Below are 14,592 nucleotides of genomic sequence, written 5' to 3'. Positions count from 1 at the left end.
AGGCGTAAAAAATGATTAGTTTAAATCCCTATAGAATTGGATTTAGAACAATTAAAACTGCTGTTGGAATGGCGCTTGGTATCATTATTGCCAAATTAATTGGCCTTGATAATTTTGCTTCAAGCGCTATTTTAGTTGTTTTATGCATTAAGCATACGAAAGTACATTCACTACAAGCCATTGTATCACGCTTTGTATCTTGCTTTATGATTTTAATATTTGGCTCTATTGCTTTCAGCCTTTTAGGGCAACATGCAATCGTATTAGGCATCATCGTATTGTTTTTTATACCACTAACTGTGGTATTTAAAGTTCAAGAAGGCGTGGTAACAAGTTGTGTTATTTTATTACATGTGTTTAATGCTCAAACAATCGATTTACATTTATTTATAAATGAAATTTTATTGCTCGTTGTCGGATTAGGAATAGCTTTTTTAATGAATAGTATTATGCCTAGTTTAGATAGCAATTTAAAGCATTATAAACAACAAATTGAACAACAGTTCACAGCAATTTTTGAAACATTTAGCAAAACATGTCAAAAACCTAATATATCGATTGATATTTCTTTCAAACAATTAAAATTCACGATTCGTAAAGCAAAATCTATTGCGTTTAGAGATGTTAAAAACCATTTTGTTAGAAACGAAAACTCTTATTATCATTATTTTGATATGAGAGAAGAACAATTAGAATTATTGCATCGTATGGCTTTAATTATAGAAAATATTGAAACAAAGGACTGTATGTTAACTAAGATTTCTAATTTATTTGCCGAAGTAGCTACGAATGTAAATAGCAATGACTATACTGCATTACGTTTACATTCTTTATATGAAATAAGATTAGAACTGAATGAGGCAGAGTTACCCACAACACACGAATCATTTAGAACGAGAGCAAGTTTATTACAATTATTAAATGAATTAGAAGCCTATTTGGCTGTTAAATCACAATTCGGTTCATTAAGGTTACATAGCGATCAAAAAGTTACCATTTAAACAAATCAATGAAACAGGCCGGGACAACAATTTGTCTCGGCCTGTTTCATTGATTTGAGGTATAAGTAACTAAATTGATGATATTTTTAATATGCTTTTCTAATAGCAAATTACTACACTCATATAATTCAAATGAGATTTGAGTAAAGATCATACTCATGTTTCAGTCATTTTAAATGCGATTATTAAATTATATTACTTACACACATTTATTAATACATTAACGATTAATTTACTAATGGCACGACGCTCGTCAAGATTAATGCAAGAACGACAGCTATTAACATAACTACGATAATAACTCTTAATACTTTATTATTATTCAAAATTATTCCTCCAACTTATCTAATTTCATCAATATCATGCACATAATTAAATACGCATCAATATATATTTATATACATATTATATCACATAGCATCTACATACGTTGAATCATATTAGTTTTACTGCTCTATATAATTCGTTAAACTGAACTATAAGACATATAAATATTAGAATGGGGAATTATAGATGATTAACGAACAACGACTTTTAGACACATTCTTAGAATTAGTCCAAATAAATTCTGAGAGTGGTAATGAACAAATGATTCAATCACATCTCAAATCACAATTTGAATCATTAGGATTATTAGTTCAAGAAGATAATGCTAGTAAAAATGAAAATTTAGGTGCTAACAATTTGATTTGCACTTTACCTGCTACATCAAATTTAGATCATATAGATAAAATTTATTTTACTAGTCATATGGATACTGTTGTCCCCGGTTTAAATGTAAAACCTCAAATTAAAGATGATGGATACATATATTCTGATGGAACTACAATTTTAGGTGCTGATGATAAAGCAGGGTTAGCTGCTATTTTAGAATGTATAAACGTTTTAAAAGAACAAAACATACTTCATGGTCAAATCCAATTCGTTATTACTGTTAGTGAAGAATCAGGACTTGAGGGTGCAAAAGCATTAGATCAAACCTTATTAGATGCCAATTATGGATATGCTATTGATGCCAGTGTTGGCGTAGGTACAACTGTGACACATGCCCCCACTCAAATGAAAGTAAATGCTACAATCTATGGAAAGACCGCACATGCGAGTACCCCAAGTAAAGGCGTAAGCGCGATTAATATAGCAGCTAAAGCAGTAAGTGAAATGAAATTAGGACAAATAGACGACTATACTACTGCAAATATTGGACGATTTGAAGGTGGCTCTGCTACAAATATTGTTGCAGATAAAGTTACACTTAAAGCTGAAGCACGCTCTCATTCAGATAAAAGTATTGAATCTCAAGTACAGCATATGAAAACAGTGTTTGAAGAAACGACAGAAAAATATGGATGTACTTCTGAAGTTGAAATCATTAAGAGCTATCCTGGTTTTAAAATTCATGACGAAGCTACAGTAACTCAAGTAGCAAAGGCAAGTGCAACTGCATTAGGCTTAAAACCTAACACTGTGATGGCAGGTGGAGGATCAGATGGTAATATCATTAATCAATTGGGAATTCCTACTGTTATTTTAGGCGTAGGTTATGAAAACATTCACACAACTGAAGAACGCATGCCAATAAATGCTTTAAATTTATTAACAAAACAATTACTTAAAATTGTAGAAATAATTACTCAACAATCTACGAACTGATTAAGTGATTATTATTATCGCTTTGTGATATAATATACTAGAAAACTTTAATAAGAGAGGTTAGTTAAATGACACAACAAATTGGTGTAGTAGGTTTAGCCGTAATGGGTAAAAACCTTGCTTGGAATATTGAATCTCGTGGATATAGTGTTTCAGTATTTAATCGTTCTTCAGAAAAAACTGATGAAATGGTTAAGGAATCTGAAGGAAAAAACATACATCCAACATACTCTATAGAAGAATTTGTTAATTCTCTAGAAAAACCACGTAAAATTTTATTAATGGTTAAAGCTGGTCCAGCAACAGATGCAACAATTGATAGCTTATTACCATTATTAGACAATGATGATATATTAATTGATGGTGGTAATACAAACTATCAAGATACAATCAGACGAAATAAAGCACTTGCTGAAAGTGGCGTTAACTTTATCGGCATGGGTGTATCAGGCGGAGAAGTTGGCGCGTTAACTGGTCCTTCATTAATGCCTGGTGGTCAAGAGGCTGCTTTTGATAAAGTAAGTGACATATTAGAATCTATCTCTGCCAAAGCAGATGATGGTGCTGCTTGTGTAGCTTACATTGGACCAAATGGCGCTGGACACTACGTCAAAATGGTTCACAATGGTATTGAATATGCAGACATGCAATTAATTGCTGAAAGTTATGCAATGATGAAAGATTTACTTGGTATGTCTCATGAAGAAATTTCTCAAACATTTAAAGATTGGAACGCTGGCGAATTATCAAGTTATCTAATTGAAATCACTGGTGATATCTTTACAAAATTAGACGATAACGCTGATGATGCTTTAGTTGAAAAAATACTAGATACAGCTGGTCAAAAAGGTACTGGTAAATGGACTTCAATTAACGCTTTAGAATTAGGTATTCCATTAACAATTATTACTGAATCAGTATTTGCGCGTTTCATTTCATCAATTAAAGAAGAACGTGTAAATGCTTCAAAACAATTAAATGGACCTAATGCTAAATTCGAAGGTAATAAAGATGAATTCTTAGAAAAAATACGTAGAGCACTATATATGAGTAAAATTTGTTCATATGCACAAGGTTTTGCTCAAATGAGAAAAGCAAGTGAAGATAACGAATGGAACCTAAAATTAGGCGAATTAGCCATGATTTGGCGTGAAGGTTGTATTATTCGTGCGCAATTCTTACAAAAAATTAAAGAAGCTTATGATAATGATACTGAGTTACAAAACTTATTATTAGATCCATATTTCAAAGATATTGTAACTAATTATCAAGACGCATTACGTGATGTTGTTGCAACTGGTGTACAAAATGGTGTTCCAACACCTGGTTTCTCTGCAAGTATTAACTATTATGACAGTTATCGTTCAGAAAACTTACCAGCTAACTTAATTCAAGCACAACGTGATTATTTTGGAGCACATACTTATGAACGTAAAGACCGTGAGGGTGTCTTCCATACACAATGGATTGAAGAATAATACGATTTTAAAATTCTAATTGTATTTGTATCATAGAGGAGTCCAAGACATTATTGTTTAAATAATAATGTCTTGGCTCTTTTTTATATGCTAGTAGATTTTAGAGAAAGAAAAAATATTTTTGAGCAAACGTTTGCACAAATCTTTTGACTTTGGTTTATATTTTCTTTATTATTTATTTTAGCAAGAGAAAGCGCTTTATTAGTTAATTAAAGGATGTCGTTATATTGGTAACTATAAAGGATATTGCAAATGCAGCAAATGTGTCTCCTTCTACTGTTTCCCGTGTGATTAGTGGTAATAGTCGCATAAGTGTAGCCACACAGGAAAAAGTGAAAAAAATAATGGCTGATTTTAATTACCAGCCAAACCATGTTGCAAGAACGCTCATAACAAAAAAATCAAAAACAATTGGTATTATTCAAAAGCAAGGTGACAAAGCAACAAGACAAAATCCATTTATTATAGAAGTATTGTCTGGTGTTTATATTGAATGTAAATATCATGATTATGCAACCATATCTACAACAGGTGAGCAAACTAGTGAAATCATAGCTGAAGTAAAACATATGATTCACTCTCATGCAGTTGAAGGATTTATATTGCTTTATTCAAAAGAAAACGACGAGATTGCTAATTTATTAAAACAACATGCCATACCTTATGTTGTTATAGGTAAACCAATCAACAATGAAAATGTGGTACATATAGATAATGATAATATTTTGGCATCACAATTATTAACGCGCTATTTAATAGATTTAGGACATAAAACGTTTCTATTTTTAGCGGAGATGGGTGATTATGAGGTAGTGAAAGATCGCATTAAAGGTTATAAACAAGCATTGAAGGTTGCTAATTTAAAACCGAGTATAATGTTTACAGATTTGAGTCGCCAACAAATTATAAATCACTTAAAGGCGCTTGTTACTGAAAACACTTTACCAACTATCATTATTACCTCCGACACTATGCTTAATCAACTCGTTTTAAGTGCACTATATGAATTGAATATTACTATTCCTGAAGACATACAAACTGCAACTTTTAATGACTCATATATATCAGCATACGCAGCACCACCACAAACTGCTGTAGATATTCAACCTCAATTATTAGGTAAAGCTGCAAGTGAAAGTATTATTAAATTAGTAAAAGATAACCACATTGAATATATAAATAAAATCATACCAACGCATATCATTAATCGTTGCTCAACCAAAAAATTTTAGGAGGAAACATTATGAATAAACAATGGTGGAAAGAAGCTGTCGCATATCAAGTTTATCCAAGAAGCTTTAATGACTCAAACAATGATGGTATCGGTGACTTACCGGGTGTTATAGAAAAGTTGGATTATTTAAAGGACTTAGGTATCGATGTTATTTGGTTAAGCCCAATGTATAAATCACCAAATGATGATAACGGATATGATATTAGTGATTATAAAGATATTATGGATGAATTTGGTACGATGCATGATTTTAATCAATTACTAGAAGGTGTACATAAACGTGGCATGAAATTAATCCTTGATCTTGTTGTTAATCATACTTCAGATGAACATCCTTGGTTCATTGAATCAAAATCAAGCAAAGACAACCCCAAGCGAGATTGGTACATCTGGAAAAAGCCAAAATCAGATGGTTCTGAACCAAATAATTGGGAAAGCATATTTAATGGTTCAACTTGGGAATTTGATGAGCAAACTCAAGAATATTATTTCCATTTGTTTAGTAAAAAACAACCTGATTTAAACTGGGATAATCCAGCAGTTCGTAATGAAATATTTGATATGATGAATTGGTGGTTTGAAAAAGGAATTGATGGTTTTAGAGTAGATGCAATTACACATATAAAAAAATCATTCGAGGCTGGAGATTTATCCGTACCTGAAGGTAAAACATATGCACCGGCATTTGATGTTGATATGAATCAACCTGGCATTCAAACATGGTTACAGGAAATGAAAGATAAATCACTAAGTCAGTATAATATTATGACTGTAGGCGAAGCCAATGGTGTTAATCCAGATAATGCAGAGGATTGGGTAGGGGAAGATAAAGGCAAATTTAACATGATATTCCAATTCGAACATTTAGGTTTATGGAACACCGGTGACGTAAAATTTGATGTAAAATCATACAAAACTATATTAAATAGATGGCAAAAGAAACTAGAAAATGTAGGTTGGAATGCGTTATTTATAGAAAATCATGATCAACCTAGACGTGTATCTACATGGGGAGATGACAAAACGTATTGGTATGAATCTGCAACAAGCCATGCAATTGTTTATTTCTTACAACAAGGCACCCCATTTATTTATCAAGGACAGGAAATAGGTATGACAAATTATCCATTTGAAAGCATCGAGACTTTTAATGATGTCGCCGTAGTTAATGAATACAATATTGTAAAAGCGCAAAATGGTGATACGTCTGCATTATTAGAAAAACATAAAATGGAAAATAGAGATAATTCAAGAACGCCTATGCAATGGAACCAAAATAAAAATGCTGGATTTTCTGATCATCAACCGTGGTTCCCAGTAAATCCTAATTATCAACAAATCAATGTTGCTGAACAACAAGATAATCCAAATTCAATACTCAATTTTTATAAAGCAATGATTCAATTGAAAAAATCTGATGATGTCTACACATATGGTAAATTTGATCTTGTTGATACAAATAATGAACAAGTATTCGCATATACAAGAACATTAGATGATAAGCAGGTCTTAATTGTCGGTAATCTTACTGATCAAATAACATCTTTAAATATGCCTGATTATATGTCCAATCATAGCAATCATATTTTACTTCATAACTATAAAGACCGCGCTATTAACATGAATGCATTACGACCTTTTGAAGCATTTGTCCTTGATTTAACAAACAAATAAAAATAAACCGAGCCTACAAACGTCTCAGCTTAGCCAATAGATAGACCCATCACAATAATGAGTGGTGGGTCTATCTATTTATATTTTATCGGTTTGTTTCATCATAATCTAAGTATTGTTCTTGATCTACAGGCATCCATAATTGAATTTTACAAAATGGATCATCAAATGAGATATCAAATGGATATACTTCAACGTAAAGACTATTGTGTTCATAAGGTAAAGTCATTTGTAAGCTTGTTTCTATATAATACCATGCCTCATTCACAACATAGTCTAACTCACCTTGTAGATTAAATTTTGCATATTGCCTTTCTGGAAGATATCTACTTTCTAAATGAGACGGATACCTTTCACTAGGCACACCAACAAATATTTCCATACCTTCATCTAGCGGACAATTTACTACAAACAATTCATGTGGACTAATATCATTGTAACGTTGTAGCTCCTTGATTTTTCCATCTTTCATTAAGTCCTCAAGAAAATCTGGTACCTTAAAAGGATTCTCTAAATGTTCTGAATCGATAAATTGTGCATAACCAACTAAAGCTATGCCCGCTGTATCCTCTAAACGATATGCATTGGGCGGTTTATCTGTTGTTGTTAATTTAATATATAAACGTGGTTGCATCTTTAGCTCTTCACGTTTTGTGTTGACTTGAATAGGTGAAACCCCGTGAAAGTCACTAAAATCATTTGCAAAAGCATTTGTGTCACTGTAATGATATTTTTTAGCAATATCCATTAATCGACTAGATCCACTTATAATTTCATTCGCTGCTAATGTCATTCTACGAGACCTAGCATATTCTGTCGGAGATTGACCAACAATCATTTTAAACGATTGATCAAGGTGATATGGTGAAAGACCAACGTAATCACTGAGTGCTTGCAAATGAAAAGGCACTAATAAATGATCTTCTATATAAACAATTGCCTGTTGTATTTGCTTGATAACGTCCAAAACTTTCACTCCTAAACTAGATTTTCCATTCAAATAACAAACCATAAACTATCTACTGATAGAGCACGAATCAAATTCACAACGAATCACTTTTCTCACGAAGTAACCCTCTATATTTATCAGCCGATGTATCAACTGAATAACACAAAAAACATATGATCCGCGTTTTACTACTCTTAAAAAATGACTACATAATATAATATGTTTTTAACTGATTAAGTATATTCTACATCATTTTCATTCCGCTTACATCTTAAAAATATTAAATAGGGTAAAATGTAAATAAGTTATTTGGCATTCACTTTTTTTACTCAATAGCTTAAATCATAACATAAAAAATAGTTAACAAAAAAGCATCAACATTGTAAAGTTACAAATGTTGATGCTCGTATGATTAGCAATATATTATTTAATGAATATCGTCCCACCATTTGAAACCATCTCTACTTAATAATAAATCACTATCAAGCGGACCATTAGAACCTGACTCATAATTAGGGAACTCTGGTTCATTTTGATTCCATTCTTCTTGAATTGCATCTACAAACTTCCATGTAGATTTTAATTCTTCCCAATGTGTAAAGTTTGTAGCATCACCATTTAAACAATCAAACAATAAGTTTTCATATGCATCGACTGTGTTCATTTTATCTTGTGCACTCATTGCATATGATAATTGAACAGGTTCTGTCTCTATGCCTTGTACATTTTTCTTAGCATTTAAGTGTAATGACACACCTTCATTAGGCTGAATATTGATTACAAGTAAGTTTGAGTCTAATTTTTTATCAGTTTCATAATACAAGTTCATTGGCACTTCTTTAAATTCAACAACAACTTGTATTGTTTTACTCTTCATACGTTTACCAGTTCTAATATAAAAAGGTACGCCTGCCCATCTAAAGTTATCGATCGTTAATTTACCTGCTACGAAAGTAGGGGTAGTTGAATTTTCAGCAACACGATCTTCATCTCTATATTTTGGTACTTTTTGACCTTGGATTACACCTTCATCATATTGACCACGGACAAAGTTCTGTCTCACTTCTTCTGGTTCTAATTTTCGTAATGATTTAAGCGCTTTTACTTTTTCTGCTCTAATATCTTCACTGTGTAAACTGATAGGCGCTTCCATAGCAAGTAGGGCAACCATTTGTAGCATATGGTTTTGTACCATATCTTTTAATGCACCACTTGATTCATAATAACCACCTCTATCTTCTACACCTAATACTTCAGAAGAGGTTACTTGGATATTGGAAATATATTTGTTATTCCATAGTGGTTCGAACATTGCATTAGCAAAACGTAACACTTCGATATTTTGTACCATATCTTTACCTAAGTAATGATCAATACGATAAATTTCTTCTTCTTTAAATGAACGACGTAATTGTTCATTTAAATCTTCAGCAGAGGCTAAATCAGAGCCAAATGGTTTTTCGATGACTAAACGTTTGAAACCAGTCGTTTCTGTTAATCCAGATGATTTTAAATAATCAGAAATTACACCAAAGAATTTTGGCGCCATAGCTAAATAGAACAATCTATTACCATTTAAATTAAATTCAGTGTCTAGTTTATTACTAACTTCTAGTAATGATTGATAGCTTGCTTCGTCACTTACATCGTGTTTATGATAAAATACATGTTCCATAAATTTATCAAGATGCTTCGTGTCTTTAACATGTTCTTGAATAGATGATTTCACTTGACTACGAAAATCATCATTTGTTAACTCTCTTCGACCTATACCAATTATAGCAACTTGTTCATTTAAATTTTCTTGTTGATATAGATGGAACAATGATGGGAATAATTTTCTGTGACTTAAATCACCCGTTGCTCCGAATATTGTTATTAAGCATGGAATGTCTTTATTTTTAGTATTCAAGATCAAAACCTCAATTCTTTTTATAAATCTCTTTATATTATAGAACAATAATCTGTTTAGTTCATACCTTTTTGCTTGAGAGAAGAAAATTTTAATATATTTTTTATTCTTTTCTATGATAAAATGTGAACAAGAAGAGGAGGCATATGCATGGAAATCACATTTTTTGGTACGAGTGCTGGTCTACCAACAAAAGAACGAAATACACAAGCAATTGCATTAAACTTGGAACCATATTCTAATAATATCTGGCTATTTGATGTCGGTGAAGGTACACAACACCAAATATTGCATCATTCTATTAAATTAGGAAAGGTAGATCACATTTTTATAACGCATATGCATGGCGACCATATTTTTGGGTTACCAGGATTATTAACGAGTAGGTCGTTTCAAGGTGGTGAAGGTAAGCCACTAACACTCATTGGACCTAAAGGAATTAAAGCATATATAGAAACGACTTTACGTTTATCTGAATCTAAATTAAATTATCCAATTACATATATAGAAATCGAAAACCACTTATCCTATCAAAATAATGGTTTTAATGTAGAAGCGCATATGTTAAATCACGGTATACCTTCTTTCGGATATCGTATCGAAGCACCCTATACATCTGGAAAAATAGATGTATCGGCGCTTAAAGAAATTGGGTTAGAGCCTGGGCCTAAATATCAAGATGTAAAAAATAATGAAACATTTGAATATAATGGCATTATTTATAATTCCAAAGATTTTAAAGGGGATGCTGTGAAAGGACCTGTTATCGCTATATTTGGTGATACAATGCCGTGTCAAAATGAAGAAATCATCGCCGATCATGCTAATGTTATGGTTCATGAAAGTACTTATATAGAAGGTGATAAATCATTAGCAAACAATTATCATCATAGCCATATTGAGGATGTATTTACACTAATAGAAAATGCCCACGTAGATTATAGCTTGATTACACACATGAGTAATCGTTACACAATTGAAGAAGTTGAAACGATTAGTAAATCACTCAAATCACTTCCCACTACACCTCCATTTAAATTTGTGAAAGATTTTGATTCGTGGTCTTTTTAAAACTTGCTTATAATAATGAATATAGTGGAAATTAAAATCCCATATATAAAATACCCTTTAAAGTGAAATTTTTAGAACTTCTACTTTAAAGGGTATTTATAATTTTATGAAAAAACATGTTTCTATTTATTATTGTTGTAAAATGTCAGTCCTTAATCTTCATCCTGGCTTGAAAGTTCAACGCTACGATCCACTGCAGCTCTCAAACAATCCTCAAAAACACTTTCTAAGTCATGTTGTGAAAGGGCATTTAACCCTGCTTGAGTAGTGCCACCTTTAGATGTGATGTTTTTTCTAAGTTGTTCCATGCTTAATTCAGAACGTTCAATCATTTTACTTGTTCCAATAATTAAGTTGCGAATCGATTCTTCGACTTGTGCTTTTTCCAAACCTAAGCGTGTACCAGCTGTAACATATTGTTCGAATACATGGTATAAAAATGCTGGACCACTTCCTGTAATGGCTGTCACTTGATGTAAATTGTCCTCTGGAACCTCTATTGCTGAACCAAAGGCATTAATTAATTCATCGACTTCATCTTTAGAATTTGGACCAAAATTACTTGAAAAACTAATTCCAGTAACTGAATGACCTACATGTGCATTGGTATTTGGCATAATACGTGCAATTGGATTGTCCGCTTCCAATTTTTCTCTTATATAACTAATAGGTAAACCAGCCATGATAGAGATAAATTTATTTTTGTCTGTTATAAATGGTTTAATTCTTTCTGCTAATGATTCGAAATCATAAGGTTTAGTTCCTAAAAATACATAATCTGCCGCTTTTAATAACGCTTCATCATCATAACTATAATTGACACCTAACTTTTCAGCATATTCTTTAAGTGCAACTTCATTAGAACGATTTGTTAAATAAATATCATTGGAATCTATAACTTTAGAATTAACGATACCTGTAAAAATTGCATGTGCCATATTACCAGCACCATAAAATACTAGTTTCATGTGAACATTTCACTTCCTCTGAGTTTTTATGTTTCATTTATGTATCTATAGTAACATAGTTTCACAATATGCCTAATATTTCCATAATAAATGGCATAACGTAATGACTTCATATATACTATCCATATACTAACAAAGGGTAGGGATACATATGATAGGTAGACATTATGTCTTAACAGGCGCATCAGGTGGATTAGGTAAATCTATCTTACACATTCTATTACAAAAACAGGTCTATGTGACTGCACTGGTACGTGACGTTAATAAGCTAAAGCCGCTTCAATTAAAATATGGCTCCTCACATTTAAAGATTATCCAATGTGATTTACAGTCCACATCGCAAATCGTCCAACTTAGCAACCATTTTAAAGGACAATCCATCGATGGTATCATCTATAGTTCTGGGTTAGGTTATTTCAAATCAATTGATCAACACACAATAGAAGAAATGCAAGAAACATATATGTTAAATGTAATTAGCTTTAATTCATTATTAACTACATTACAACCACATTTCAGTCGCATGCCTACAATCGTAGGCATTGGAAGTCAGTCTGCATTTTTGACACAAGCTTCTGCTGCCCATTACGGTGCTAGTAAAGCTGCATTTAATCAAGTACTAAATGCACTCCGTATTGAAAAACCCAATTACCATGTACTAACAGTTAATACAGGACCGATAGCAACACCATTCCATGAAAAAGCAGATCCTTCATTAACATATTCAAAAAAATATAAAAAAATCATGCTAAACTCCGATAAATTAGCTCAACGTATTGTTAATGCGATAATCACTCAAAAAGAAGAAATTAATGCACCCAGTTGGATGCATCATCTCTTACGTATTTATCAGTTAGCACCTCGATTTATTGAAAAACACTTCACTTTTTTATTTAATAACAAATCTTAATCAATATGAGTAGTTATACAATATTAAAAGCGTATGAGTAAGATTAAATAGGATACAGTTTAGTTCACTTTCCTATCTAAAATAACTCATACGCTTTAATTGGTTAACTTATTTTAAATGTTGCGTGTATTCTAAATTTTTAACGCGATCACGTGCTGCTTTCAATTTTTCTAAGCTGATATCTTTAGACAGTTTATAATTTTCAACATTTTCATCCAGTTGATTCACACTACTTGCCCCTACAATGATTGAACCTAACGCATCATGAGAGGTTAAGTAATTAAATGTTAAACTGGAGAGATTGCTTTCGATTTCTTTAATAGATGCAACAGTTTCGCCTAATTCAGGATATGTGTAATCAAAAATACCTTCTGAAAACTTACGATCTAAGGCTTGATTACTGTTAGAAGTTAACAATCCTTTAAAAACTGGACCACGAGCTAAAACTTTTACTTTTTTAGCATGTACATCATCTAATAAAGCTTCCGGTCTGTTATCTATTAAATTAAATTGAGACATGAGTGTTTCAATATCACTATGTTTTAAATAATAATTGATAACATTGGGTCTAATTGAAGAAATACCATATGCTCGGATGATGCCTTCTTGTTTCAATTCATCGAATGCAGCAATCGTTTCATCTAGGGGATCATCTATCGTTCCACCATGTAATTGATACAAGTCTAAATGGTCAAGTCCTAAGCGACTTAATGAACCTTTTACTGCTTCTTTAATGTATGCTTTCGAAGGGTCCCAAAATGTAGAACCATCATCAGCTAAATGATTTCCTACTTTAGAACCAATGACGATGTCACTTCTATCTTGATATTTTTTAAGTGTTTTACCTACAATATCTTCATTTACACCTTTATCATATATATCTGCTGTATCAAAGTAAGTAATACCATGTTCTATTGCACGTTCTATAATTGGTTCAGCTTGGTTAATATCTGTGCCTAAACTCATACAACCTAATCCTAATTCTGAGAGTTCAATACCACTTTTTAAAACATTTTTTTGCATGTCGTTTCTCCTTTCGATACACTCAAATCATAGGGATTAAAAATAAATTTACTAAATACGATTTATTTGTCATTTGAAATACTTATTTTAATTGCTCCCTATATACTAACGTATTTATCTTAACAGTAACTTAAATCAAATTAAAGGAACGTGATTAAAATGAATTTATATGAGAAAACAATACATAAAGAATCCATTTATAAAGGCGCAATTATTGATTTAGAAGTCCACGATGTTGAATTACCCGATGGCAACACATCTAAACGTGAATTAGTTTATCATAATGGGGCAGTCGCAGTTTGTCCGGTGACACCTGATAACAAAGTCATCTTAGTAAAACAATTTCGTAAACCAGCTGAAAAGCCATTATTAGAAATTCCAGCAGGCAAATTAGAAAAAGGCGAAGAACGACTTTCTGCAGCTAAGCGTGAATTAGAAGAAGAAACAGGTTATATAGCTGAAGATTTAGAACTAATTACAGAAATGTACGGTTCTCCTGGTTTTTCAAATGAGAAAATTTCCATATATATGGCTAATAGTTTAAAAGTTGGAGAAATGCATCTCGATGATGATGAATTTATTGAATTAGTATATTACGATGTAGACGACATTAAAGATATGTTAAAAAATAAGTATTTCGAAGATGCTAAAACGATTATTGCATTACAACATTTACTCCTTAATTATAATGATTATAAATAAGAAGCAAGTTGACTTGCGTA

General features: G+C 31.9%; 13 protein-coding genes. 8 read left to right on the top strand and 5 right to left on the bottom strand.

Features of this window, described 5'->3' with window-relative positions:
* Positions 1-11 precede the first annotated feature (11 nt).
* Positions 12-1,001 carry an aromatic acid exporter family protein gene (locus ACM595_RS02985; RefSeq protein WP_002483217.1) on the top strand — a complete coding sequence of 330 codons (990 nt, stop codon included), beginning with the start codon at positions 12-14 and terminating at the stop codon, positions 999-1,001.
* A 227-nt stretch (positions 1,002-1,228) separates the two neighbouring features.
* Here the strand turns inward: ACM595_RS02985 and prli42 are convergent, their stop codons facing one another.
* On the bottom strand, positions 1,229-1,327 hold the full coding sequence (gene prli42, locus ACM595_RS02980) for a stressosome-associated protein Prli42 (protein WP_150873476.1): 99 nt from the start codon (positions 1,325-1,327) through the stop codon (positions 1,229-1,231).
* A 187-nt stretch (positions 1,328-1,514) separates the two neighbouring features.
* Between prli42 and ACM595_RS02975 the strand changes: the two genes are divergently transcribed.
* From ACM595_RS02975 to ACM595_RS02960, 4 genes are all read left to right on the top strand, one after another.
* Entirely contained in the window at positions 1,515-2,651 is a 1,137-nt protein-coding gene (locus tag ACM595_RS02975) for a M20/M25/M40 family metallo-hydrolase (RefSeq protein WP_419744432.1), read from the top strand.
* A 68-nt stretch (positions 2,652-2,719) separates the two neighbouring features.
* Positions 2,720-4,129, top strand: coding sequence for an NADP-dependent phosphogluconate dehydrogenase (gene gndA, locus ACM595_RS02970; RefSeq protein WP_002483219.1), 1,410 nt, complete (start codon positions 2,720-2,722; stop codon positions 4,127-4,129).
* A gap of 227 nt (positions 4,130-4,356) precedes the next feature.
* Complete coding sequence (locus ACM595_RS02965; protein WP_037538400.1) at positions 4,357-5,361, top strand: LacI family DNA-binding transcriptional regulator; 1,005 nt, start codon at positions 4,357-4,359, stop codon at positions 5,359-5,361.
* Between the two features lie 11 nt (positions 5,362-5,372).
* Positions 5,373-7,037: a glycoside hydrolase family 13 protein gene (locus tag ACM595_RS02960; RefSeq protein WP_041080653.1), complete on the top strand. Its 1,665-nt coding sequence runs from the start codon at positions 5,373-5,375 to the stop codon at positions 7,035-7,037.
* A gap of 85 nt (positions 7,038-7,122) precedes the next feature.
* On the opposite strand, the gene ACM595_RS02955 is transcribed toward ACM595_RS02960, so the two are convergent.
* Entirely contained in the window at positions 7,123-8,004 is an 882-nt protein-coding gene (locus ACM595_RS02955) for an AraC family transcriptional regulator (protein WP_037538401.1), read from the bottom strand.
* Between the two features lie 409 nt (positions 8,005-8,413).
* On the bottom strand, positions 8,414-9,898 hold the full coding sequence (zwf, locus tag ACM595_RS02950; RefSeq protein ID WP_037538404.1) for a glucose-6-phosphate dehydrogenase: 1,485 nt from the start codon (positions 9,896-9,898) through the stop codon (positions 8,414-8,416).
* 150 nt (positions 9,899-10,048) lie between these two features.
* Here zwf and rnz point away from each other — a divergent pair, with 150 nt between their 5' ends.
* Complete coding sequence (gene rnz / locus ACM595_RS02945; protein WP_002483224.1) at positions 10,049-10,969, top strand: ribonuclease Z; 921 nt, start codon at positions 10,049-10,051, stop codon at positions 10,967-10,969.
* Positions 10,970-11,121: 152 nt separating this feature from the next.
* Here rnz and proC read toward each other — a convergent pair whose 3' ends face one another.
* Positions 11,122-11,937, bottom strand: a complete 816-nt coding sequence (gene proC, locus ACM595_RS02940; protein ID WP_011303054.1) for a pyrroline-5-carboxylate reductase — start codon at positions 11,935-11,937, stop codon at positions 11,122-11,124.
* A gap of 151 nt (positions 11,938-12,088) precedes the next feature.
* On the opposite strand from proC, the gene ACM595_RS02935 reads away from it, so the two are divergent.
* On the top strand, positions 12,089-12,847 hold the full coding sequence (locus ACM595_RS02935) for an SDR family NAD(P)-dependent oxidoreductase (protein WP_002483226.1): 759 nt from the start codon (positions 12,089-12,091) through the stop codon (positions 12,845-12,847).
* Positions 12,848-12,955: 108 nt separating this feature from the next.
* Here ACM595_RS02935 and ACM595_RS02930 read toward each other — a convergent pair whose 3' ends face one another.
* On the bottom strand, positions 12,956-13,870 hold the full coding sequence (locus tag ACM595_RS02930) for an aldo/keto reductase (RefSeq protein WP_002483227.1): 915 nt from the start codon (positions 13,868-13,870) through the stop codon (positions 12,956-12,958).
* Positions 13,871-14,029: 159 nt separating this feature from the next.
* Between ACM595_RS02930 and ACM595_RS02925 the strand changes: the two genes are divergently transcribed.
* A complete protein-coding gene (locus ACM595_RS02925; RefSeq protein WP_037538405.1) occupies positions 14,030-14,572 on the top strand; it encodes an NUDIX hydrolase in 543 nt (180 codons plus the stop codon).
* The last annotated feature ends 20 nt before the right edge of the window (positions 14,573-14,592 follow it).

This window comes from Staphylococcus sp. LKG3-1, assembly GCF_048568385.1.
Classification (GTDB): domain Bacteria; phylum Bacillota; class Bacilli; order Staphylococcales; family Staphylococcaceae; genus Staphylococcus; species Staphylococcus saprophyticus.
Note: the sequence above shows the minus strand (reverse complement) of the source record. Positions and strands in the feature narration are given on the sequence as shown.

Excerpts from the sequence above, each read along its gene's own strand:
- ACM595_RS02960 (WP_041080653.1), top strand. The coding sequence starts at position 5,373 with ATGAATAAACAATGGTGGAAAGAAGCTGTCGCATATCAAGTTTATCCA.
- ACM595_RS02985 (WP_002483217.1), top strand. The coding sequence starts at position 12 with ATGATTAGTTTAAATCCCTATAGAATTGGATTTAGAACAATTAAAACT.
- rnz (WP_002483224.1), top strand. The coding sequence starts at position 10,049 with ATGGAAATCACATTTTTTGGTACGAGTGCTGGTCTACCAACAAAAGAA.
- proC (WP_011303054.1), bottom strand. The coding sequence starts at position 11,937 with ATGAAACTAGTATTTTATGGTGCTGGTAATATGGCACATGCAATTTTT.
- ACM595_RS02975 (WP_419744432.1), top strand. The coding sequence starts at position 1,515 with ATGATTAACGAACAACGACTTTTAGACACATTCTTAGAATTAGTCCAA.
- ACM595_RS02925 (WP_037538405.1), top strand. The coding sequence starts at position 14,030 with ATGAATTTATATGAGAAAACAATACATAAAGAATCCATTTATAAAGGC.
- gndA (WP_002483219.1), top strand. The coding sequence starts at position 2,720 with ATGACACAACAAATTGGTGTAGTAGGTTTAGCCGTAATGGGTAAAAAC.
- ACM595_RS02935 (WP_002483226.1), top strand. The coding sequence starts at position 12,089 with ATGATAGGTAGACATTATGTCTTAACAGGCGCATCAGGTGGATTAGGT.
- ACM595_RS02930 (WP_002483227.1), bottom strand. The coding sequence starts at position 13,870 with ATGCAAAAAAATGTTTTAAAAAGTGGTATTGAACTCTCAGAATTAGGA.